The sequence below is a fragment of the Pararhizobium sp. LjRoot255 genome, from assembly GCF_964252905.1.
In the GTDB taxonomy this organism is placed as follows: Bacteria; Pseudomonadota; Alphaproteobacteria; order Rhizobiales; family Rhizobiaceae; genus Pararhizobium.
In genome coordinates, this window is the sequence record NZ_CAXUPQ020000002.1 from 1,265,011 (window position 1) to 1,286,130 (window position 21,120).

The following is a 21,120-nucleotide window of genomic DNA, read 5'->3' on the forward strand; positions in this document are numbered from 1 at the left end:
GAGAATGGCAAGTGTGCTCACGTCGCCGTCGAGGCGCTTTACCAAAAGCTCTCTGATCTTCCTGGCACCCCAGTGCGGCTTGTTCTTCTTGCACGAGACGATCATCGCCTCGACCGGCTCAGGCAACTGGTTGGCATACCGCACCGGCCGCCGCGGTTCGGTCGGTTGAGGCCTCTCCGCCCGGTGGAGGAAAACGGAGCCGATATCCTCGGCAATGGCATCGTCCTCTCAGGCACGGTACACTGGCTGTTCGACCGGGGGCTGATCGGCCTCTCGGATGAGCTCGACATCCTGATCTCGCGGCAAGCCAACGATCCGGAAAAGCATCCAGGGCCTGATTAACAAGACTGGAAGGGCGATCGTGCCATCACGACCGTTCGAGCGGCCATCCTCATTTTCTCCAACGGCAAACTGCTTCAAGCAGTGAGCATTTGTAAATTTGCATGGGAAACCACCATTTAGAAATTGGGGTTTTACACGATCCGGAGAATGCGATTGCGGCGTGGTGCGTGATGTGTGGAGAATGAACCTGCCGGGTTGCCGCCTTCGTGTCCAAAGTGATCGTTCTTGACAAACTTTGCCAAATTCCGCTAACTTTGGGCGTAACATGGAGGCTTGAATGGCTACAATGAACGTATCTCTACCGGACCCAATGAAAGATTGGGTCGAGGCGCAAGCGAGGACCGGGCGATATTCCAATGCTAGTGACTATGTGCGCGACTTAATTCGGAGGGACCAAGCGCGCAGTGATAAGATTGCCGCCATGCAACGCTTCATCGACGACGGTCTCAAAAGTGGTGTTGGCAGCCGGTCGAAGGACGAACTCTTTGCCGCGGCAGTGGCGCGCACGGAAACGACGCGCGGCAGCAGATAATGCGTTTTAGCCTTTCTGTCGAAGCGGAAGAGGACATCATTGCGATCGCCGAGCAAGGTGTCCGCATGTTCGGATCCGCGCAAGCTAGTCGATATCATGACGAGCTGTTCGCAGTGTTTGACCTGATTGCCGGGAATCCGCGAATGGCGTGTGAGCGGGAAGAGATTTCGCCGCCGGTTAGGATCATCCGTTCAAAGCCCATCTCGTTGTCAACCGGATCGAAGAGCACGGAGCCATTTTCGTGATCCGAGTACGCCATGGGCATGAAGACTGGGCCGGCGATCCCATTTAGGCCTCGCCGATTGAACGAAAAGGCGCAGTTGCAGCGGCACCGTCGTCCTCATATCCTCCTGGCTCGTGCCGTGGCCCGGCAGCGTCGGCGCCAGCACCGAGCAGCCGGCCTGTGCGAGGCCCGAGGCGAGAAACTGCATGCTTTCGGCGGTCGCGCCTCAGCGGTGAAGCGCCAACACCGCGGACTCACCCGTTCGTGGAAATGGGCCTCGGCGCCCTCGATCGTCACCAGGTATACTTAATACGTCGGCTCTGTGTGCCAGCACAGCCCATGATCCGCGGACCGGGGCTGACCGAATACTGAGATCAGGCCGGTTTCCGGAAACGCCTGCTCGTCATGCAAAACAAGATGGTTGAAGATAATAATCTTTATTATACGTAAGATTTAGCGTCAGGCGGCAGCCAAATGGCTCTTGCCGCTGCCCGGTGGGCCGAACGTCATGACATTGGCTCTCTTTGCGATCCATGCGTCGCCGGCGGTGATTGCCATGACCTGGGTTTTCGAGATCATTGGCACGGCATTGAAGTCGAAACTGTCAATGGTCTTGCCGGCCGGCAGTCTTGCTGCTGGCCAGCCTTCCTTGTCGGCCTGTTCACCAAATTGCGGCCACAGAACCTTGATCGCCGGCAGGCGGAGTTCATTGAGCTGCAATGAAAGGCGTGCGGCGTCGAGGCCGAGCTGAAGCTGGTCGGCGAGTCCAGCCTCGCAGCCGCGGTCATGTGCAAGCGTGAGGAGTTCGACCATTATCTTGCACGCCTGTTATCACAATGACGCGACGGCGGCGATGTCCGCAGCCGTCCAGCGGCATTTATGGCGTCCCTCATCGATTTTCGCGCCAAGCCCGCGGTAGAAGCCGATGGCAGCCTCATTCCAATGCAGGACGGACCATTCCATTCGCCCCAGCCTCTCATCGCGGCATTTGCGGGCCAGATGGGACAACAGCGCATGGCCAATTCCCTTGCGGCGAAACTTTTCCGCCACGAACAGATCTTCCAGCCAGAGGCAACTTTTGCCGAGGAAGATCGAATAATTATAGGACCAGATCGCAAAACCTGCCGGTTCGCCATTCCATTCGGCTAGCTCACAATAGGCCGACGGCCGCTGTGAGAAAAGCGAAGAGGCGATATCGGCCGGGGTCGCGACGACATCCTGGAGACTCCCCTCGTAACGTGCGAGCTCTTTCGTGAATTCGACGATCGTGCCGGCATCGTCCACTTCTGCCTGCCGTATTTCCAGCGACATGTTCATCTCCCTTTCCCATGGAGTAAATGACTGTCCGTCAGTCATTTACTCCATGGGAAAGCCGTTTGCAACTCATGGTGCTTGCAAGACGGCCCGCGGCGGCTGCGGGAGGACTAAGACTGATCCTGAACACCCTGCTGTTGCGCACGGCTGCTGACAGTTCGGGCAAACAGCTCACGCATCTGGCGGACCAGCAGGGTTCTGTTCGGCGAGGATGAGACTTTGGCGTCGTTGACGACCCCGTGCAACGCGTTGAAGAGAAAGATCGCGGTAAAACGGGGGTTCTTGACCGTCCAGGCGCCAGCGGCGTCGCCGCCGGCGAGCAGTTCGTTCAACTGGTCCACGATGGGATTGTTGCTCAATCCCGTCCGGCTCGGGGGCGGGCCCTCGGAGAAGATGATGTCGTGCAGCCGGGCGGCGTCCAAATAGGCTTTCGTACAGCCAAGGACCCAACCTGCAAGCTTGCCGTCCCAGTCGTCCTTGCGTTTGCCCTTCAGCCCGCTGTTGATGCCGCCGAGGACGATGTGAACGAACTGATCCCGCAGGGCGTTGACCACGTCGTCCTTCGACGAGAAATAGAGATAAAAGGTTCCCTTCGCGACGCCCGCTTCGGCCGTGATCTGCTCGACCGTCGTCGGTTCGACTCCGTTGGTTTGAAAGAGATGGGCCGCCGCGGCGATCAAGTCTTCGCGGCGCTCTTCTGCGGGTTTGGTTCTCCGGCTTGCGGAACGTGCAGGCATTCTATTCTCTCCTGATCCAGGCTGATCTCATGCGTTCGCTGGGAGCTGCAACACCTGCGGCGCGATATGGGGGTGACGAATCATGTTCGGCGGGAAGCCGTCTTGCAGCTGGACCGGTGAGAGACAGCGAGCGCTCCACCTCAGGTTTTTAAACCTTTCACGTTGCAATTCATCGTGGATATGTTACGACATGACTGTCCGTCAGTCAATCGGTCGTCTTGAAATTGCCATGATCGACCGTCGTCCGTCGGCATAATCCAAACGCATCTTGGACACTCGAAGAGCTGGAAAATGGAAAACGTTCTGGAACATGATGGCGTGCTGCGCGAGAAAAATCGCAATGTTGTGAAAGACTACATGAGCCGGAAGGGTGAGAGCCGGCTTACAAGATATATGTTGTTTGCCGATGACGGGACGGGTGGCCTCTGGACCGCCGATACGATCGATCCCATCGTAGCAAAGGGGCGCGATGCATTGAAGTCCCATGGAGAGTGGTCGTTGAAGTGCTTTCCAGATTGGGAATGGAAGAATGTCGAGATCTATGAGACGCAAGACCCTAACAAATTCTGGGTCGAATGTGACGGAGAGGGGCGGATACTCTTTGCCGACTATCCGGACGGATACTACAAAAATCACTTTATCTTCTTCTTCCTGTTGGAGGATGGAAAGATCAAGCAGAGCAAGGAGTTCATGAATCCTTATCAGCAACTGCGCGCGCTGGGGATTCCGATTCCCCAGGTCAAGCGGCATGGTCTGCCCCAGCGCGCCGAACACTAAGCCGACGGCCGCCCGCACGGCGAGCCTATGCAAACATTCACTCCTTTAGGCGCTGCTCTTCCAGAGTGGCGCCGTCTTCGTATGGGGGCATCGCCCCGGCGAGTTCGAGTTCATGCCTCGGCCGGCGGACGATCGGTGCGCGATGCGGAGGGGCGTGTTCAAATTTCCTGAAATCGATTGACTGACGGTCAGTCAAATTGTAGTTTGACCTTATTCTGATACCCAGCCGCCGTCGAAACTCCCGTCGGATTCGGCGGAACATCGTGGCTAGGCTGTTCGTGAGGGCGTCATGTTAGTCTCAATAAAGAAAGTTGGGCAGGGGTCGCGGCACGCCTTTCTTGTGCTCGTCGCGGTCGTCCTCGTATGCCTCAACCTGCGGGTGGTCTTTGGGGGTGTGGGGCCTCTCATCCCTTACATGCATCTGACGGCTGCCACCGCGAGCGCTTTGACTGCGTTCCCGCCGCTATGCATGGGGCTTTTCGCGCCCCTTGGTCCCGTTTTCAGCCGCAGGTTCGGTCATTCGCGAGCGCTTTTTCTGGCGACGCTCATCCTCGTCGTGGGTATTCTCGTCCGTTCCTCAGGCTTGTCAGGCTTGCTTGTCGGAACGGTTATCGCAAGTGCCGGAATCGCGGCCCTCAACGTACTCACCCCTGTCTTCATTCGCCATAATTTCGCTTCAGAGCGGATTGGTGTGATGATGGGTGTGTATGCGATGATGATGGGTGGGGGAGGCGGGCTCATGGCCGCATTTGCGATCCCGCTTTACGACGCCGCAGGCAACTCCTGGGCTTTTGCTCTGGGGGTCGCCGTCCTGCCTGCCCTGATGGCGCTCGGTGCTCTGCTTCCGCTTTTCGACAGCGCAAAGCCCACGCAGGTTCTTGCCCAGCGGAGAAACTGGAGTGAAATGCTCCGCAAAAGGATCGTCTGGAGCCTGATCGCGTTTTTCGGCGTGCAGACGCTCGTCTTCTATGCCGTCCTGGCGTGGCTACCAGCCATTTATGTAAGCAAGGGAATGGACGCCGCAGCCGCGGGCTTTAATCTTGCAATCTGTATCTTCGCCGTGGCGGTGGGCGGCTTTCTCGGGCCAATGATCGCTGCGAAGCATGACGACCAGCGTTCGCACATTCTCGCCTCCATTGGTCTGTGCATCGTGGGCCTGGCGGGTGTGTTGTTGTCGCCCCCGTGGTGGGCGCCGGTCTGGGTCATCCTCCTGGGCCTGGGCCTGGGGGCCGGGCAGGGCATTCCAAGCGTTCTCTTCGCTAAGCGGTCCGTCGACCCGGCGCAAATGGCCAAACTGTCCAGTGTGGTGCAGATGGGCGGTTATCTCATAGCGGCGTCGGGGCCCGTCCTTGCAGCGGCGTTGCATGGCTGGAGCGGCGGATGGACCTGGCCCGTCGCCGTCTTGCTTGCCTTGCTCGCCATAAACGCCATCGTAAGCCTTCCTGGAGGCCGCAACCATGTGGCAAGCTATTAACTTTCCGCCCCGTCCGCCCGCTCTCGCAACCGGCATCAGTCGGTCGAGCAACATTGGTGTAGCAATCCTGGAGATCGCGTGATGCGAGCGAAGCTGGTTCGTGGCAGCGGCGGAATTGCGCGCTGGACATTGGCTTCTGTTGCGGTCGGTCTCCTGATCGTGGCAAGCGGATCCGGTCAGGCGATGCTTCTGGCCACCATATTGGCCGAGGCGCTCAGCGATATGACCGCAACCAGCGTCACGCCCCTGCTACTCGGACTTGGTGGCATACTGGTCCTGCGGGCTGTTTTGATCTGGCTCGCCGAGTTGGTCGCTCAGGCCTGTGCCAAAGCAGTCAAGACCGATCTTAGAAAAAGGCTTTTCTCGCATCTCCTGATCCTCGGTCCCGGTGTTACGCTTGTACGACAGACCGGCGAGCTCCAGGCAACGATCGTCGGCGGCGTGGAGGCACTTGAGTGCTATTACTCTCGCTACGTTCCGGCGGTGGCGATCGCGATCATTGGCTGCACCGGCGTCGTGATCGTGATTGCTGCCCTGGACTGGGTGTCGGCCCTCTTGCTAGCCTTCTTTCTCCTTGCGTTCCCGATCGTAGACGAGGCATGGATGCGCTGGCGGATGCCCAAGGGATCAGGCGTCTTTGCGGCCATGGGAGCGTTCGCGGCCTATCTACTCGATAGCCTGCAGGGGATCGTTACGATAAAGGCTTTCGGAGCCGCGGACGCGCGCCGGTCGGTGCTGGCGACGAAGGCAACGGCGTTGCGTCAGCAGGCGATGGCGACATTGCGGGTCAGCCTGTTGCGTGGCGGTCTGACCGGCTTCGTGATGCTGTCGGGAATTGGCCTGCTGGTCGTCGTCAATGTGCTACGAGTCGATTCAGGCAATCTTGCACCCCATGTCCTGCTCGTCACGTTTTTCCTTGCGCCCGAGGCCTTCCGGCCACTGAGCCGCGTCGAAAAGGAGTTTCATACCGCCTGGGCGGCGCGTGGCGCCATCGCGCCGATCGAATCTTTTCTGGCCCTTAGCCCTGCAGTCATCGAACCACCTAGATCGGTTGACAAGCCCTCCACCGGCGACGTCGCGTTTACCGATGTCAGCTTTACCTATCCGCAAAGCGCTGGCCCTGCTCTCGCCTCTCTTTCCTTTCACGTGCGGGAGAAGGAATTCGTAGCACTGGTCGGCGCGTCGGGCGCGGGCAAGTCCACCGTTATGGCGCTGCTCCTACGTTTCTTCGACCCCTCATCCGGCCGTATTTATGTCGGGGGAGTCGACGTACGGGACCTATCGTTGAAGGACCTGCACTCCCTCGTCAGCGTCGTGTCCCAGGACACGTTTCTCTTCAGGGGCACGATTGCGGACAATCTGCGGTTCGGCAAGCCAGAGGCGACGGATGATGACTTACGCGCTGCGGCCCGCGCGGTTCATATCGCAGAATTCATCGAATGCCTGCCGCAGGGCTACGATACGGAAATCGGCGAACGCGGCATGCATCTTTCCGGCGGGCAGCGGCAGCGCCTTTCGATCGCCCGCGCCCTCCTGAAGGATGCTCCCATCCTCATCCTCGACGAGGCGACGTCGAATGTGGATGCGCAGAGCGAGAAAGCGATACAGGCCGCGCTCAAGGCCGTCGCAGGCAAGCGGACGATGCTGGTCATCGCGCACCGGCTTTCGACGATCGCGCGGGCCGACCGCATCCTTGTCCTGGATGGTGGTCGGCTCGTGGAGACCGGAACCCCGGCCGAGCTTGGTCGAAGCGGGGGTGCCTATGGCACTCTTCTCGCAGCCGAAATGGAAGGGTTGTCTCAGTGAGCAAGGACAGCACCTCCCAGGCGAATTTCCTTGGCTCCGCCGCATCCATCCTCGGCCTCATCCCACTTTTGAAAGACCATCGCTTCAAGCTCTTCCTCACTGTCCTTTCGGCGGTCTGCTCTCACGGTGCCATGCTGGTCAGCCTCGGCATTGCCGGGTGGCTGGCGGGAAGGGTGATGGCAGGCGAGGCGCCGGGGGGATTGTTCGCGGTCTTCCTCGGGCTTGCTGCGTCGATCGTCGCGACGGCTGCGGCCCGCTGGTGGCAGGCCTATATCTCGCATGCGCTTGCCTTCTCGGTTATCGAGACCCTGCAGCTGGGCGTCTATGAGGGGCTGGCACGCGCTGCCCCGTTAGATATCCTCGGGCTCCACACGGGTGAGCTCGCATCGGTCGCGATTTCGGACGCGGCGCTGATGGAGCACTTCTATGCTCATACGCTGGCAGACTACTGTGCCGCTGTCCTCGTGCCGCTCGTGGCCTTGACCGCTATTTTTTATGTGGAGCCGGCAATCGGTATCGGGCTTCTGCCCTTTCTCTTTTTTGTCGCAAGCGTTCCGTACTGGTTCTCGCGTCGGGCGCAGCGACAAGGCAGTGTCATTCTCGGCAATCTCGGCGCGTTGAACGCCGACACGGTCGAGTTCGTCCTCGGTCAAAGGGAGTTGACCATCTTCGGTCGTGGTCAGGATTTCTTGAACAGGCTGATGCGCCGTACATCGAGCGTGTCAGCAGCGCAGCGGCAATATGGTTCGCGCGCCGGCCTGGAACAGGCGCTGATCGATTTTCTAACGGGTTCTGCGGTCCTGGTTTCGGTCTTCATCGCCATCACCCGCATCAACGATGGAAAGCTCGATGGGGCGCTTCTTCCGCTGATCGTCGTACTTGCCGGGGGCGCGCTGGTGCCGATCGTCGAGGTCAGTCAAACGGCGCGCAAACTCGGCGAACTGAAAGCTGGCGCAAGTCGCATCCTCGCTATTCTTCATCAGCTTCCTCAAGTCGCCGACACCGGCAAGGCACCCGCGCCGCTTGGCAGGGCGATTCGGTTTCAAAACGTGACTTTCGCCTATGATGCGAACAGGGGCGAAGTCCTGAAAGGCCTTGATCTGGGCATCCCCGCCGGCAGCATGGTGGCGTTGGCCGGTCGGTCGGGTGCAGGCAAGAGCACCGTCATGAACCTGCTTCTGCGCTTTCGCGATCCCTCGGCGGGCACGATTTCTATTGGAGCGCTTGATATCCGTGACCTGTCTCTCGACACGCTCAGGTCCCTGATCGCCTATGTTCCGCAGGACATCCATCTCTTCAACGAGACGATTGCGGACAATATCCGATTGGGCCGACCGGACGCATCGATGGCCGATGTCGAGGAGGCGTGCCGCCTGGCACAGGCGGACAAGTTTATCAAAGCCTTGCCCGACGGCTACGAAACGATGTGCGGCGAACGCGGCGCTAAGCTGTCTGGGGGCGAACGCCAGCGTCTGGCCATCGCCCGGGCACTCGTTACCAAGGCTCCGATCATTCTCCTCGACGAAGCATCGTCCAATCTCGATACGGAAAGCGATAGAGCGTTCGAGCAGGCGCTCGACTCGGTACGCGGTAGCCGGACGGTTATCCTCGTCGCGCACCGCCCCTCCACGATCCGCCGCGCGGACAGGATCGTGGTCCTGCAAGACGGCGCAATTGTGGAGGATGGTTCCCATGCCACGCTAGCGGCACGGGGTGGCGCCTATGCCAGGCTCATCGGAGAAGGAGGCCCGCCGGCATGAAGCGCGATGCTCACGACCAGCGCAGAAACTCGCCACGCGCGACGACGGTCACCGCGCCCGAAACCTCGATCGCTTCGATCGTGAGCGGCCGGGATCCGCAAATGCGGGTATGCATGAGGGAGTGCCGGCCCATCTCGACGCCCTGATGGATCTTTATCTGGTCGCCGAAATTGATGATCCCCTGCCGCAAAAGGTGCAGCGCCAGCGGTCCGGCCGCGGACCCCGTCGCCGCATCCTCGACGACGCCGTAGGCGGGGGAGAACATCCGCATCCTCCATTCCAAACCCTGACCGGCGAAGCAGTTGATCGCAACATCCGGCAATTGCGCCAGTTGATGGTGGTCAGGTTTGATCGCCGAAAGCGCCTCGATGGACGCAAGTCCGACGAAGACGTGACGGGGGCCGTTGCGGTATATCTCTACAGGGAAGAGGGAGTGGCTCAGCCCCAAGGCCCGCAGCACTGTTTCTTTTTGATCATAGTCCTGCCATGTCGGTATGGGTTGCCGCATCGTGACGGCCACGATTTCACCGCAACGAGAGCGATCCAGTCTGAAGGGGACCGGTCCCATCTTGGTCTCGAGGACGAGGCGACCGGAGGCGTGGGATTGCCCGAGGACCGCCGCGGCTCCCAACGCCGGGTGACCGGCGAAAGGCAACTCGTTGACGGGGGTGAAGATACGGATCCTGAAGTCGCCCCCGTCGTCGGGGGGAAACGTAAAGACCGTCTCAGAAAGGTTCAGTTCATTGGCGATATTTTGCATGTCGGCATCGCGAAACCCGGCAGCGTCAGGGAAGACTGCAACCGGGTTTCCCTTCAACGGCCGATCGGAAAAGGCATCTGCAAGGACATAGGAATGCGTGCGCATGTCGGAATTCCGTTGTGGAGCAAACGTGTGTCACGGGGAGAAGCGATGGCTGGTTTTTAACCAGCCATGCCAATCGAATTGAAGTCGAGCGCTGGTTTATGATTTACGGGCGCATCGAATGCCTGGATACCGCCTCGGACCAGATGGAGGATGGCTTGGCGCAGAATTCCAGGTCCGTCCTGAGTAAGCAGGGACTCTGGGTGGAACTGCATAGTGCTGAAGAATGCCGACCGCATGGCGTGGACTTCTCCGGTCGTCTCGTCGCGGCTGACCTCGACACAAATCCCATCGACGAGGTAAAGGAAGTCCCGGGCGCAATTCGCGACATAGCTGTTATAGAAGCCGACCCTCTGCCAATCGCCGAAGTAATTTATTTCCCGCTGGATACCCTGATTCGGTGTAGCCCGGCGAAGGACTTCAAGTCCCAACTCCCTCGACAGGATCTGATGGCTTAGGCAGACGGCTATGAAGGGATGGCGCTCGGCCAGGAGCGTTGCCATCGTCCTTTGCATGGCCGCGATGCGGGGATCCTTGTTATGGTTGGGGTTGCCCGGGCCAGGCCCCATGACAACCAGATCCCACTCGCCATGAAGGACATTTGCGCATTGGAAGCTGCGTTTCGTCACCACCAGCCCAAGCGCAGCGAGCTGTTGCGCCAGCATTTCAGTAAACTCGTCCTCGGCATCGACGACCAGTGCGGAGAGGCCGCTCAAAGCGGGGTCGGGTCTCCCCCGCTCGTTGCACTCTGTAAGCCAAAAGGAAGAAACCAGCGCGTTTCGCTGCTTCAGTGCCGCTTGCACCGACTGGTGGTCGCTGAGGCGCAGCCGCGGTTCAAACCCGAAGGCGCCGAGCATTGCTTTCGCCTTGGATAGCGTTTCCGACGCCTCCTGGACCGGATCTGAATGGCGCACGATCGTTGCGCCCACGCCCAGAGAGACACCTCCATCCATGCCGATGGATGCCGTTCGGATGAGGATGGCCGAATCGAGCGTTCGCGTACCGGACTGGTCCCGTCCAAACAGCGCCAATGTGCCGGCATAGTAGCCCCGGCCGGCCGGCTCGTATTTTGCAACGACGCGGCAGGCGTTTTCGAGCGGACTGCCGGTCACCGTTGGGGCAAACATGGTGTGGACCAATACCTCGCGCGGATCGGCGGGCGTGTTCCCCTTGATTAGATATTCGGTATGGGCGAGGCGGGACATTTCTTTCAGGAACGGTCCGACCACAGTTCCGCCCTTGGGGCAGAAGCGGGCCATCATCTTCAGTTCCTCGTCGACGACCATATAAAGCTCGTCGCGCTCTTTCGTATCGGCGAGAAAGTCGACCGCGCCCGACAGGGTTGGGCCGGACGGGGGATAGCGATAGGTGCCGCTGATCGGATTGATGGTCGCGACGCCACCCTGCATGCTCACCTGCCGCTCGGGGCTTGCGCCGACCAGCAACCGATCGCCCGTAAAAAGGAGGAAGGCCCAGTAGGCGCCGGCTTCGTCCTGCAGGAGCCGCCTGAAGACGGCAAAGCCGGCCTCGACGGCATCGGTTTCGAGTTGGGCGGTGAACGAGCGCTTGATGACGAAGTTCGAACCTTCGCCATTGCCGATCTCGTTGTCGATCACCGCGCGGACGAGATCGGCATAGTGCTCATCGTCGATGTCGAACCGGCCGTTCTTCAGCTGGATCGGTGCGGCAGGCAGTTTCGCCAGGACTTGGCTCAGAGGGACGACATCCCGTTCGGCGATCTGTAGGGTCAGCAAGGGCGTTTCATCGTCGATGCAGGCAAATCCCCGTTCGGCGAGCTGGCGAAAAGGAATGAGGGCAAGCACGTCGGCTTGCTCCGTGCCCATCTCCGGGGCGCCGTCCGGCAGATCGATGGAACCGATGAGGTCGGCTTTCTCCACCTTGCCGGAGAAAACCTCCAATGCACCGGAGTGGGGACCCTCCGGCCTGAAGATCAAGGCGAAAGGCACCCGCTCGTCCTCGCAACGAATAATTCTGTCGAGCAATCCCAGCGTCATGACAAAACCTCGTCGGCTGCGACGATCCTTGCACAGCAATTTGCCCCGTATTCGAGGGCGGCCAGATGTCGGTTGAGGGAAAAGTCGGCAACGGCGTCACCAACCACGAAAGTCTCGATGTCGTGCGAGAACGCTTCCACGGCCGTGATTAGGATGCCGATATGGGCGTAGACGCCGCATATGATGATCTGGTCGCGCCCATGCCTGCGAATTTCCTCGAGAATGCTCGAGTTGTAGAAGGCGCTGTAGCGCCATTTCGTTGAGATCATGTCGCGTTGTTCTGGCGCCAACTCGTCGATCACCTGCCGGTCCTCAGCCGTGGCCTCCATACCGGGCCCCCAAAAGGCCTTGAGAAGACCTCTCTGGGTGGGCGTCATGCTGCCTGGCTGTGTCGTGAAGATGATTGGGACGCCGGCGGCACGGCAATTCCTCTGAACGGCCGCGACGTTGCTGATCAACGCATCCTTCGGATACGGGGCCGGAATGGGGCGAAGAAAGAAGCGCTGCATGTCGTGGATGAGAAGAACGACTCGCTCCGGGTCGATTTGCCAGTCCACGCGGCTGGCCGGCCATCGGGATTGATCCGGCATGCGATATTCTTCGATTTGCGGTATACCGGGCATGGCACCTTTCCTTGTCGTTCTTGTTGAAATCGTAACCTCCTGAAGTGAGGTCATGGCGGTACCGCGCTACACGCGCCAGGTCGCACCATTGGCGCTGGTGGCGATCGAGGAGCGGATGGAATTAATTTGGCCGTGCCGGCGTCGAGAAAATCCTACTGCTCACGTTTCATCGCATACCCTTGAATATGTAGCACTTTCATGACGAAGATCCGTGGCGGTGACTGAAGACTGACTGACTATCAGTCATAAGTCAATGGGTGTACCGTTGGATTTTTTCTAGCTTTTGGTGCAAATTGCTATTGACTGACCCTCAGTCATATGCAAACTCATGTGAGCCTCGGACGTGCAGGGGTGCCGTCCGCTTGACGGATCGTCAAGGCCGCGTGGCTCCCCAGAAGAGGCTGTAGTAGATCGTAATATGAAGGGATTGGCCCGTGACACTTCTTGGCGCAGCGGCGATATCCGGCCATCGAACAACGGAAATGACGATTCTGCGAAGTCTGGTCGCGGCACTCTCGGGCAAGGCCGACGAAGAACGCCGGCCCCAAGAAAGAGCGGTTCAGGCGTTGCGTGCAGGTGGGTTCCCATCCCACTTCGTGCCGGCGTCCTACGGCGGAGGAAAATCGAGTTTTGTCGATTTATTGAGTGACGTTCAGTCAGTTGCGCAGGGGTGCGCATCGGCGGCGTGGTGCGCCACGATATATGCGGTCGCCAGCCGAATGGCAGGCTATCTGCCCGCGGAAGGGCAGCGCCAGATCTGGGGGAAGGGGGCGGACGTCCTCATTTCTGCTTCCTTCCGGCCTTCTGGGAGTGCCTCCGCAGGGGGCACGGGATGGATGCTCAGCGGCAACTGGCACTACCTCTCGGGTATCACCTATGCCGACTGGGCACTGGTCTGTTTCGCTCCAAACGGCGAGGGTGCCCGGTATGCTGCCATTCCGGTATCGGAATTGCACATTGTCGACGATTGGTCGACGCTTGGCATGCGCGGGACGGGAAGCCACAGCGTCCAGCTGAACGAAGTATTCGTACCCGAGCATCGCACATTCCTGAAGCAGGACCTGTGGGGCGGCAAGGCGCGAGCCGCGGCCGGACCCTCCTACCAGGTTTCGCCGGTTGACAGCGATCCGCCCCTCTTTGCAGGTGTTGCCTTGGGTGCTGCCCGCGCCGCGATCGATCTTTGGACAAGCCGTTGGCGCGATTTTCGGCCAGACAGCGAGATGGGCATCGCCTATGCGCGTTCCCTTGCCGAGCTCGATGCGGCCAGTCTGCTGCTGGAACGTGCATGTCGCGCCTCCGATACGGGGCTTTTGTCGGTGATCGATACCGGCAGGAACGGGCGCGATTCCTCCCTGGCGATCGAGTATATCCTGACGGCGATCGGGCGAATTTTCCGGCTGAGTGGGAGTCAGGCACATTTCGATCAAAGCCCGGCTCTGCGCCACTGGAGGGATGTGCAGACACTCGCGTCGCACGTGGCGCTACGGCAGGACCTGAATTTTTCGCAATACACCAAGGGCCTTTGGCAATCCCAGGAAAGCGTTGACCCGCGCGCGGCCTGATCCACGTGTGGGCGAGAACAGCAGAGAGGCAGCACTTATGAAGCATATTCTCGAACCCGTTGCCGCAGTGCCGTGCACGGACATTTTTCTGGCCGAACCGGAGAACCCTCTCGATGCCGTCAAGGCATGGTTCGATCAGGCCATTTCGGCGAAGGTGTTGGAGCCGGGAGCGATGGCGTTGACGACACTGGGTGTCGACAGGGCCCTCTCCAGCAGGACCATTCAGGTTCTCGAAGTCGGCTGTGACGGTCTTGTTTTCGCGACGCATGCGGGCAGCCCGAAGGGCAGAGACATTGCTGAAACCGGGACGGTTTCCGGCGTGTTTTACTGGCGGGAACTGAAGCAGCAGGTCATCGTGAGCGGCCGCGCCGAGGTGCTTTGCTCGGCCGAGGCCGAGCGGCTCTGGCTTGGCCGGCCGAGAGAGTCCTGCGCGATGTCGATCGCCACCCGCCAGAGTCAGCCGTTGCTGGACGAGGCGGATTTGAAGGCGAGGGCAGCAATTTTGTCAGCGTCGTCCGATCGGCTCGAACGGCCAGCAGGCTGGCTTGGCTACCTCATTCGCCCGACAACGGTCGAGTTTTGGCAATTTTCGCCCGATCGGCTCTACAAGCGGCTTAAATACGAGACCACGCGGTCGGGCTGGACCCGGTATCGACTCCAGCCTTGAGGGTCCTTCACGGGATTCACAGTCCAGATTGCAGGGAGAGGTAAGATGCGGCCCTTTGGTCAAACACACGCGGACTTTGATGCAAACACGAGGAATTTCCTGGTGGCATCCGGCTTTATGGGGCTGGCGAACGGCAGCTTCGACGCCGTCTTCAACTTCTACCTTGAAAATCAAGGCCTTGACAAAGTCGCCATCGGTCAGATCTATTCGATCTCCATGATCGGCATGGGGATCGCCGTCCTCTTGCAGGGGCTCGCGTCCCGGCGCTACGGCTTGCGGCCGGTTCATAGGCTGGCCTCCTGGCAGTTTGCGCTCACGCTGTTCCTCATCCCGCTGTGTCATTCGGTGCTCGTGACGAGTATCGTGCTGAGCTTCGTGTCCGGCGGCTTCATCGGCATGCTTTCGACCGGCGCCGCTATCTTCGGGAACCGCGTCAGCGCTGACAGGCGCGTCCAGCTGTTCAGCCTGTTCTTTGCGTCCTACTTGGTCTGCACCATGCTCGGCTCGGTCTTCGCCGCCGGCCTGAACTGGCTGCTGCCCATGTCGCCGGAACGGAGCTACGTTCTCCTCCTCCTCCTTTCCGGTGGATTTGCGCTCGTCATGTGCGGCTTTCGCGAAGCTTCCCTCAGAATGGGCGAGCCGGAGGAGGTGAAGAGCGTTCGCATACAGGGCATGAAACGGCACGATTGGCAGCCGTTGCTGATGCTGTTTGCATCCTCGTTCTTCCTCGGAGGTTCCATCCTTCTCGTCTTCCGCTTCTCGAACATCATCTTGACGTCCGACTACGGCCTGTCGGTGAGCACGAGCGCGGTCGTACTTGGCGCCGAAAAGATCTTTGCGCTCACGGGCGCGCTGCTGGCACCATCGTTCAAGCGAATGGCCGCGCACCGCACGCTGATCCTGCTGATCACGGTGATTACGGCGCTCGCGCTTGCCATACAGGCGGCACTGCCAGCCATCGCCCTTTTCCTTGTCGTCTACTTCATGCGCATCGCCATGAACTATATGCTCATGCCCATTTTGGATGCGGTGACGATCTCCGCCTTCACCAAAGAGCAATCCATCATATCGACGACAAGCCGGCAGCTCGCCTTCTACATCGGCGGCGCTGCGGCGGCCTTCGCCTACGGATTGCTGCTGCAGGCGGGCCAATCGAGCATGGCGATTGCGCTTTCCGGCGTGATGGCGACGCTTGGCGGCCTGCTCCTGCTCATGGTTCGTGAACACGAGCCGACGTTTGCCGCCGAGCTGATGCGGCAGGGTTCCGAACAAGCCGCTGCGAAAGCAGCTTAAACCTGGAGCGATACGATGAAGAACGTCCTGTTGGTTGCCGGCTTCGGTGGTCCCCCCATCGACTTTGCGCTGGCGCGCCTCAAGCCGCTTGGTCGCGTGCACGTGCTTTATACCGACACGCTTGCGGCGGCCAAGGTCGAGGCCATTCAACGGCTGGCCGATGTGGCGATCCGTTGCACGGTCAAGGACGAGGACGACCTTGCCGCTGCGGTCCTCGAGGCCATTAAGGCGTACCGGATCGATGGGGTTCTGACCCTGGATGAATTTTCGGTCGGTCCCGTTGCCGTGGCAGCGCGGCGCGCGGAACTGAACGGAGCCGGTCAGTATGTCCAGCTCTCCCGCAACAAGTGGCAGATGCGAAGCGCATTCGAGGCGGCAGGCGTGAAGAACCCGCCGTTCCGCCGCGTGACGAGCCTTGACGAGCTGAGGCGCGCGGTTGGCGAACTGCGACTGCCGGCGGTGCTCAAGATGACCGAGGGCGCAATGTCCGCGGGGCACACGATCATCGATGTCGGCGACGATCTCGAAGCGATCTGGATGAAGAACACCGCGTTAATCGAACGCCTCGCCGCCGAACGGTCTTTCGGCGTCGTAGACGGGCTGCTGGCTCCCGAATTCATTGTCGAGGAGATGATCGATGCCGATGCCACGTGGTGGTATGGCGACAGGCCTTTTGGCGACCTGGTCAGCGTCGAGGGCCTGGTGGTCAACGGCGTCTATCAACCCATTGCCGTCACTTCGAAGTATCCGCTCGTACAGCCCTTTACGGAAATCGGGCAGATCACGCCGTCGATCCTGTCCCTGGACAAGCAGCAACTCATCGTGGACTTTGCGCGCAGAGCCGTGGACGCGCTCAAGCTCGAGACTTGCGCAACCCATACCGAGATCAAGTTGCAGGCCGATGGCGAACTCTGCATGGTGGAATCGGCAGCCCGCACGCCGGGAGCCCTCATGACCAGGCAAATCCTGGAAGTGTTCGACGTGGATATGATCGGCTGCCTCGCACGGGCGCTCCTCGGGGAGGATTTCAATGTTCCGGGCTTCCAGTACCTCGCCAGGAATGGCGCAGCGGGACCGGTCGCGATCATAACGCAGGATTCCCGTGGCGTTCCGTGGGAAAGGCACCCGAAGGTCAACAAGGCGCTCGACCTTCGTCGATATCTCGATCCCGAGGTAAAGTACGAAATCGCGTGGAGTGCGGACATCGAGAATGGTTCACCGTCAAGGGCCTACGACCCGCATCTCGGGTCGATGAACTACATTGCCAACGTTTTCCTGAAGGCCCCGACCGTCGATATTCTGATCCAGTCGCAGAGGCAGATCATGGACAGTGCGGAAAGGATCTTCCTCGAGCAGGAATTGCACTGATCCGGATCTGCACTGCGGGTTCGGCTTTGTGGTCCGTCTCACGATGGCCAGGTAACTGACTGACGCAAATTTATTTTTTGGAGACGGCGCCATGACCGATGGCGGGCCGGAGGCCATTTGCGCGCCCTTCAGGCGGCGCTCAATAAGGAGATTGAACAATGAACATCGCAGTGGATACCTCTGCCGAGACGGCAAGGAAACTTCAGACCGAGGCCGTCCACCGCCTGAAGCCGAACAGCGGTCTGCCCTATTGGGACAAGGCGGAGCTTGGGAGCTTCCAAGCCGGGCATCTGCCGCAGTGGGCTCGGGATGGCTTAACATCGTTCCGGCGGGTCGTCCTGGATCAACGGTTCCCTTGCACCTTCGCGACAACGGCCGAGCGGAACGGTCAACTGGTCTATGCGTTTGCTGAGACGGCGACCGAGAAAGGCGACGTCAAGCATATCGCCGACGCCATTGTCGCCTATTTGGACAGCCTTGCCGATCTTCCGCCGAACAAGGTGGATTTCCAGGTCCTGGTGGCCCTCATCAAGCCGATGATGGACTGCCCGCTTGAAGAGTACGGAACGATGGCGCAGGCTCTGTTGCAATCACTGCACGAATGCGATCCGGCTCCGTGGCCTGCCGAAATTCCCACCGACGAGAACGATCCCCTGTGGTCGTTCGCTTTCGCCGGCCGCGGCCTGTTCATCAATTTCTCGACGCCGGCAAATCACGCCCGGCTCTCCCGCAATCTGGGCGTCTGCATGGCTCTCATCATTTCACCGCGAGACGTCTTCGATCGGGTGGCGGGGCCGACTGACAAAGGCCGCCGCGTGCGAAGCATGATCCGAGAGCGGACAAAGGACTATGACGACGGCCTGCCCTTCGCGCCGTGGAGCTCATCTGCTTACGGCGAGGGCGCCGTCGGGACAGAGCGCAGCCAATATGTCCTGTCGGACGACAATGAGACGCCGATCTCCCTGTCTCTGAAGCAATGCCCCTTTCACGCAAAAAGCTAAGCCTCGACGAGATCAAGGAATTGCCATGCTGACGCCAACGCAAATAAGACAATTCGACGAGTCGGGGTACATCTTGGTCCCCGACATATTACTTGACGACCCGCTTTGCCAAATTCGCTCCGTCGCTCAGGACATGGGTGCGCGCGAACCGCACCGCAATTCCTGGAACGAACGATCCTGCTTCCGACGCCCGCATTTTCTCCGCATGTTCGACGCCCCGCTTCTCATCGGGGTCGCCGAAGCGTTGATCGGGCAGGACATGCAGTTGCTGCAGTTCGATCTTCTGCGGACGCGTTCGGACGACGCCGAACCGGAATGGCATCGCGACACGGATTTCTCCTGCAGCAAGACGCTGGCGATCAGCATGGCCATTTATCTACAGGACACCCCGGTCGGGGCAGGTCCACTGATGGTGGTTCCTGGGTCGCACCGCCGCGACGAGGGCCCCCCCACCCTCTATGGAAACCTGCCTGATCAGGTCCCGGTTCCGGTCAAAAGAGGCGCGGCTATCATTCACGACTCGGCGCTCTGGCATCGGGCATCGCTGGATGGCCCCGGTATTGATTGCTGGGCGCTCTTTCCAATCTTCGGGAGGTTCTGGATGAAACGGCGGGATGTCGACTGCCTTCAGCCGCCGCCGGCAACGGTGCTTGCCCTTACGGCCCCCCTGCAACGTCAGCTCTTCGGCTTCAATCTTCGCGACCATGCCCCAACCTTCCTTGGCGGAGGTGAGCAGTATAACCGGCGCGGCGATGCGGGTGTGGATTTCTTGCCGTTGCAATGAACGCCATCATCGCAATTCCATTATAGTATTTCCTAGGAGATATAGATGAATATCCTCGGCTTAAACTACATATTTCATGACGCATCTGCCTGCGTCATCTCGAACAACGAGATCAAATGCGCAATCGAGGAGGAACGGCTCTCACGGGAGAAGCACACCTCGAAGTTCCCCGTACGCGCTATTGCAAGATGCTTGAAGCAGGCCAATCTGACATTGGACGAAATCGACCACATCGCGATTTCGGTCAATCCGGATATCGCCGTTGCGAAGAAAGTGCAGTATGCTGCATCGCTCGGGCCGGCCGCGCGGGAGTTTCTGTATTCCGAGATCGGCGGCCAGAACCAGAAGCATCTGGCCTTCTGGAACTGGTACAACCACAGTTGGCCCGTGAGCAAGGCGCGCAGGCCAGCCGTGCACTTCGTCGATCACCACTATTCCCATGCCATCGGTTCTTTCCACGTCTCGCCCTGGACCGAGGCGGCGGTGCTCGCCATCGACGGCGGCGGAGAGTGGCGAACCGCCTGGATGGGCGAGGCCAGGAATGGAACGTTCTCGCAATTCAGTGAAACCCTTTTCCCGCACTCGCTCGGAACCTTCTATTCCGCGGTGACGGAATATTGCGGATTCAAGGTAGAATATGACGAGGGCAAGACGATGGGGCTCGCCCCGACCGGCGACCCGACGCGCTTCTTCGACATCGTCGATGAAATGGTGCGGGTCAAGGATGACGGCGCGGTGGAGCTCGATCTCTCCTGGTTTGACCTGCCGGCGTCCATCACTGGCCGGTTTTGCAGCGAAAAGCTGATAACCGCCTTGGGGGTGCCCCGCCGGCCAGGTGAAGAGATTCGCGAGCATCATCGCGACGCGGCAGCGGCGTTCCAGGCGGTTCTGGAAAAGAATGTCCTGAAGATGACGTCGATGCTGGCTGCGAGGACGAAACTGCCCTTCCTCGTCCATTCCGGCGGTGTCGCGCTCAACAGCGTCGCCAACGGCAAGATTCTTCAGGCCGGCCACTTCGACGACATATACGTCATGCCCGGCGCGGGCGACAACGGAACGGCGATCGGCGCTGCGGCCTATGTCTACAAGGACATCCTCGGGAACCGGGAAAAGCTCTATCACGTCAATCCGTTCGTTGGGGACGAATATGCCAATCAGGAGATAGAACGCTTCCTGAAATCCGCGAAAGTTACCTATCGCAAGTCGGACGATGTATGCCTGGAGGCGGCCAGGTCACTTTCCGACGGCAAGATCATCGGCTGGTTTCAGGGAAAGATGGAGTTCGGACCGCGCGCGCTCGGCGGACGCAGCATCCTAGCCGATCCGACACGCGCCGGCATGAAGGACAAGATCAACGCCGAAGTGAAGCACCGGGAGGCCTTCAGGCCGTTTGCGCCTTCCGTCATCGCGGAACGGGCCAGCGATTACTTCGAGACGACGGTCGAGGTGCCGTTCATGCTGACGGTCTTCCCAGTTCGCGAAGAAATGCGGGCAAAAATTCCGGCGATCGTCCATGTCGACGACACGGCCCGCCTTCAAACGGTCCGACGGGATTGTAATGAACGGTATTACGACCTGATCCGTGAATTTGGAAAGCTGTCTGGCCATCCAGTGGTCCTGAACACCAGCTTCAACGTCATGGACGAGCCCATCGTCGCCAGTCCCTACGACGCGGTCCGCTGCTTCTATTCCACAGGCATTGACATTCTCTATATCGGGGACTTCGTGCTGGAAAAGGAGCCGGCGAAGGCAACTCACGTCGAGCGTGGTACCCAAGTGCCGCAACTGAGCATCCATGGTGGCCTAGATTTGGTCTAGCCGATCCAGGTAACACCTGGCCTGTGCGCGCACCTTTGTTTCGGCCCCTCTCGGTACGGCACGTGGAATGAACCTGCGCCTAGACCACGCGGTCCGAAATACTGATACGCTGTGTGAGTCGGAAGGCGCAAGAAGTCACGAGTGCTCTGAGGTGATTTTTGG

At 59.8% G+C, this 21,120-nt stretch carries 18 protein-coding genes and 3 pseudogenes; 14 read left to right on the top strand and 7 right to left on the bottom strand.

Annotated features, from left to right (window positions below):
• Positions 1–18 precede the first annotated feature (18 nt).
• A pseudogene (locus ACSQ2W_RS25065) lies at positions 19–181 on the bottom strand (helix-turn-helix domain-containing protein); the annotation flags it as partial.
• Positions 182–183: 2 nt separating this feature from the next.
• On the opposite strand from ACSQ2W_RS25065, the gene ACSQ2W_RS25070 reads away from it, so the two are divergent.
• The 3 genes and pseudogenes from ACSQ2W_RS25070 (at position 184) to ACSQ2W_RS25080 (ending at position 1,166) form a co-directional block, all read left to right on the top strand.
• Positions 184–342: an HNH endonuclease gene (locus tag ACSQ2W_RS25070; RefSeq protein WP_436088999.1), complete on the top strand. Its 159-nt coding sequence runs from the start codon at positions 184–186 to the stop codon at positions 340–342.
• Positions 343–619: 277 nt separating this feature from the next.
• Positions 620–874, top strand: coding sequence for a type II toxin-antitoxin system ParD family antitoxin (locus ACSQ2W_RS25075; RefSeq protein WP_436088817.1), 255 nt, complete (start codon positions 620–622; stop codon positions 872–874).
• Positions 874–1,166: pseudogene (locus tag ACSQ2W_RS25080) on the top strand (type II toxin-antitoxin system RelE/ParE family toxin). Before ACSQ2W_RS25075 ends, ACSQ2W_RS25080 begins: the two are co-directional and overlap by 1 nt.
• A gap of 393 nt (positions 1,167–1,559) precedes the next feature.
• On the opposite strand, the pseudogene ACSQ2W_RS25085 reads toward ACSQ2W_RS25080, so the two are convergent.
• The 3 genes and pseudogenes from ACSQ2W_RS25085 to ACSQ2W_RS25095 all read right to left on the bottom strand — a co-directional run.
• A pseudogene (locus tag ACSQ2W_RS25085) lies at positions 1,560–1,817 on the bottom strand (ATP-binding protein); the annotation flags it as partial.
• A 111-nt stretch (positions 1,818–1,928) separates the two neighbouring features.
• Positions 1,929–2,408 (bottom strand): N-acetyltransferase family protein, encoded by a 480-nt coding sequence (locus ACSQ2W_RS25090; protein WP_436088818.1) that lies wholly within the window; start codon positions 2,406–2,408, stop codon positions 1,929–1,931.
• Between the two features lie 113 nt (positions 2,409–2,521).
• A complete protein-coding gene (locus ACSQ2W_RS25095; protein WP_436088819.1) occupies positions 2,522–3,091 on the bottom strand; it encodes a TetR/AcrR family transcriptional regulator in 570 nt (189 codons plus the stop codon).
• A gap of 348 nt (positions 3,092–3,439) precedes the next feature.
• Here ACSQ2W_RS25095 and ACSQ2W_RS25100 point away from each other — a divergent pair, with 348 nt between their 5' ends.
• The 4 genes from ACSQ2W_RS25100 to ACSQ2W_RS25115 all read left to right on the top strand — a co-directional run bounded on the left by ACSQ2W_RS25100 (position 3,440) and on the right by ACSQ2W_RS25115 (position 8,965).
• Positions 3,440–3,925 carry a PhzA/PhzB family protein gene (locus ACSQ2W_RS25100; RefSeq protein WP_436083625.1) on the top strand — a complete coding sequence of 162 codons (486 nt, stop codon included), beginning with the start codon at positions 3,440–3,442 and terminating at the stop codon, positions 3,923–3,925.
• Positions 3,926–4,214: 289 nt separating this feature from the next.
• Positions 4,215–5,399, top strand: coding sequence for an MFS transporter (locus tag ACSQ2W_RS25105; protein ID WP_436088820.1), 1,185 nt, complete (start codon positions 4,215–4,217; stop codon positions 5,397–5,399).
• Between the two features lie 81 nt (positions 5,400–5,480).
• The gene (locus ACSQ2W_RS25110; protein ID WP_436088821.1) at positions 5,481–7,205 is read left to right on the top strand and encodes an ABC transporter ATP-binding protein/permease; all 1,725 of its coding nucleotides are present in this window, start codon (positions 5,481–5,483) and stop codon (positions 7,203–7,205) included.
• Complete coding sequence (locus tag ACSQ2W_RS25115; RefSeq protein WP_436088822.1) at positions 7,202–8,965, top strand: ABC transporter ATP-binding protein; 1,764 nt, start codon at positions 7,202–7,204, stop codon at positions 8,963–8,965. The genes ACSQ2W_RS25110 and ACSQ2W_RS25115 overlap by 4 nt, the downstream gene beginning before the upstream one ends.
• A gap of 10 nt (positions 8,966–8,975) precedes the next feature.
• On the opposite strand, the gene ACSQ2W_RS25120 is transcribed toward ACSQ2W_RS25115, so the two are convergent.
• From ACSQ2W_RS25120 to ACSQ2W_RS25130, 3 genes are read right to left on the bottom strand one after another with little or no spacing between them, the layout of a single operon-like run.
• Positions 8,976–9,830, bottom strand: coding sequence for a PhzF family phenazine biosynthesis protein (locus ACSQ2W_RS25120; RefSeq protein WP_436088823.1), 855 nt, complete (start codon positions 9,828–9,830; stop codon positions 8,976–8,978).
• A gap of 56 nt (positions 9,831–9,886) precedes the next feature.
• Positions 9,887–11,842 carry an anthranilate synthase family protein gene (locus ACSQ2W_RS25125; protein ID WP_436088824.1) on the bottom strand — a complete coding sequence of 652 codons (1,956 nt, stop codon included), beginning with the start codon at positions 11,840–11,842 and terminating at the stop codon, positions 9,887–9,889.
• Positions 11,839–12,465 carry an isochorismatase family protein gene (locus tag ACSQ2W_RS25130; protein WP_436088825.1) on the bottom strand — a complete coding sequence of 209 codons (627 nt, stop codon included), beginning with the start codon at positions 12,463–12,465 and terminating at the stop codon, positions 11,839–11,841. Before ACSQ2W_RS25130 ends, ACSQ2W_RS25125 begins: the two co-directional genes overlap by 4 nt.
• Positions 12,466–13,301: 836 nt before the next feature.
• Between ACSQ2W_RS25130 and ACSQ2W_RS25135 the strand changes: the two genes are divergently transcribed.
• From ACSQ2W_RS25135 to ACSQ2W_RS25165, 7 genes are all read left to right on the top strand, one after another.
• Complete coding sequence (locus ACSQ2W_RS25135) at positions 13,302–14,027, top strand: hypothetical protein (RefSeq protein ID WP_436088826.1); 726 nt, start codon at positions 13,302–13,304, stop codon at positions 14,025–14,027.
• A 37-nt stretch (positions 14,028–14,064) separates the two neighbouring features.
• Positions 14,065–14,694 (top strand): pyridoxal 5'-phosphate synthase, encoded by a 630-nt coding sequence (locus ACSQ2W_RS25140; protein WP_436088827.1) that lies wholly within the window; start codon positions 14,065–14,067, stop codon positions 14,692–14,694.
• A gap of 102 nt (positions 14,695–14,796) precedes the next feature.
• Positions 14,797–15,987 carry an MFS transporter gene (locus ACSQ2W_RS25145; RefSeq protein WP_436088828.1) on the top strand — a complete coding sequence of 397 codons (1,191 nt, stop codon included), beginning with the start codon at positions 14,797–14,799 and terminating at the stop codon, positions 15,985–15,987.
• A 15-nt stretch (positions 15,988–16,002) separates the two neighbouring features.
• Entirely contained in the window at positions 16,003–17,355 is a 1,353-nt protein-coding gene (locus ACSQ2W_RS25150; RefSeq protein ID WP_436088829.1) for an ATP-grasp domain-containing protein, read from the top strand.
• A gap of 158 nt (positions 17,356–17,513) precedes the next feature.
• A complete protein-coding gene (locus ACSQ2W_RS25155; RefSeq protein ID WP_436088830.1) occupies positions 17,514–18,356 on the top strand; it encodes a YqcI/YcgG family protein in 843 nt (280 codons plus the stop codon).
• A gap of 25 nt (positions 18,357–18,381) precedes the next feature.
• The gene (locus ACSQ2W_RS25160; protein ID WP_436088831.1) at positions 18,382–19,140 is read left to right on the top strand and encodes a phytanoyl-CoA dioxygenase family protein; all 759 of its coding nucleotides are present in this window, start codon (positions 18,382–18,384) and stop codon (positions 19,138–19,140) included.
• 45 nt (positions 19,141–19,185) lie between these two features.
• Entirely contained in the window at positions 19,186–20,958 is a 1,773-nt protein-coding gene (locus tag ACSQ2W_RS25165; protein WP_436088832.1) for a carbamoyltransferase family protein, read from the top strand.
• The last annotated feature ends 162 nt before the right edge of the window (positions 20,959–21,120 follow it).

Excerpts from the sequence above, each read along its gene's own strand:
- ACSQ2W_RS25075 (WP_436088817.1), top strand. The coding sequence starts at position 620 with ATGGCTACAATGAACGTATCTCTACCGGACCCAATGAAAGATTGGGTC.
- ACSQ2W_RS25090 (WP_436088818.1), bottom strand. The coding sequence starts at position 2,408 with ATGTCGCTGGAAATACGGCAGGCAGAAGTGGACGATGCCGGCACGATC.
- ACSQ2W_RS25100 (WP_436083625.1), top strand. The coding sequence starts at position 3,440 with ATGGAAAACGTTCTGGAACATGATGGCGTGCTGCGCGAGAAAAATCGC.
- ACSQ2W_RS25105 (WP_436088820.1), top strand. The coding sequence starts at position 4,215 with ATGTTAGTCTCAATAAAGAAAGTTGGGCAGGGGTCGCGGCACGCCTTT.
- ACSQ2W_RS25110 (WP_436088821.1), top strand. The coding sequence starts at position 5,481 with ATGCGAGCGAAGCTGGTTCGTGGCAGCGGCGGAATTGCGCGCTGGACA.
- ACSQ2W_RS25120 (WP_436088823.1), bottom strand. The coding sequence starts at position 9,830 with ATGCGCACGCATTCCTATGTCCTTGCAGATGCCTTTTCCGATCGGCCG.
- ACSQ2W_RS25125 (WP_436088824.1), bottom strand. The coding sequence starts at position 11,842 with ATGACGCTGGGATTGCTCGACAGAATTATTCGTTGCGAGGACGAGCGG.
- ACSQ2W_RS25130 (WP_436088825.1), bottom strand. The coding sequence starts at position 12,465 with ATGCCCGGTATACCGCAAATCGAAGAATATCGCATGCCGGATCAATCC.
- ACSQ2W_RS25135 (WP_436088826.1), top strand. The coding sequence starts at position 13,302 with ATGCTCAGCGGCAACTGGCACTACCTCTCGGGTATCACCTATGCCGAC.
- ACSQ2W_RS25140 (WP_436088827.1), top strand. The coding sequence starts at position 14,065 with ATGAAGCATATTCTCGAACCCGTTGCCGCAGTGCCGTGCACGGACATT.
- ACSQ2W_RS25150 (WP_436088829.1), top strand. The coding sequence starts at position 16,003 with ATGAAGAACGTCCTGTTGGTTGCCGGCTTCGGTGGTCCCCCCATCGAC.
- ACSQ2W_RS25155 (WP_436088830.1), top strand. The coding sequence starts at position 17,514 with ATGAACATCGCAGTGGATACCTCTGCCGAGACGGCAAGGAAACTTCAG.
- ACSQ2W_RS25160 (WP_436088831.1), top strand. The coding sequence starts at position 18,382 with ATGCTGACGCCAACGCAAATAAGACAATTCGACGAGTCGGGGTACATC.
- ACSQ2W_RS25165 (WP_436088832.1), top strand. The coding sequence starts at position 19,186 with ATGAATATCCTCGGCTTAAACTACATATTTCATGACGCATCTGCCTGC.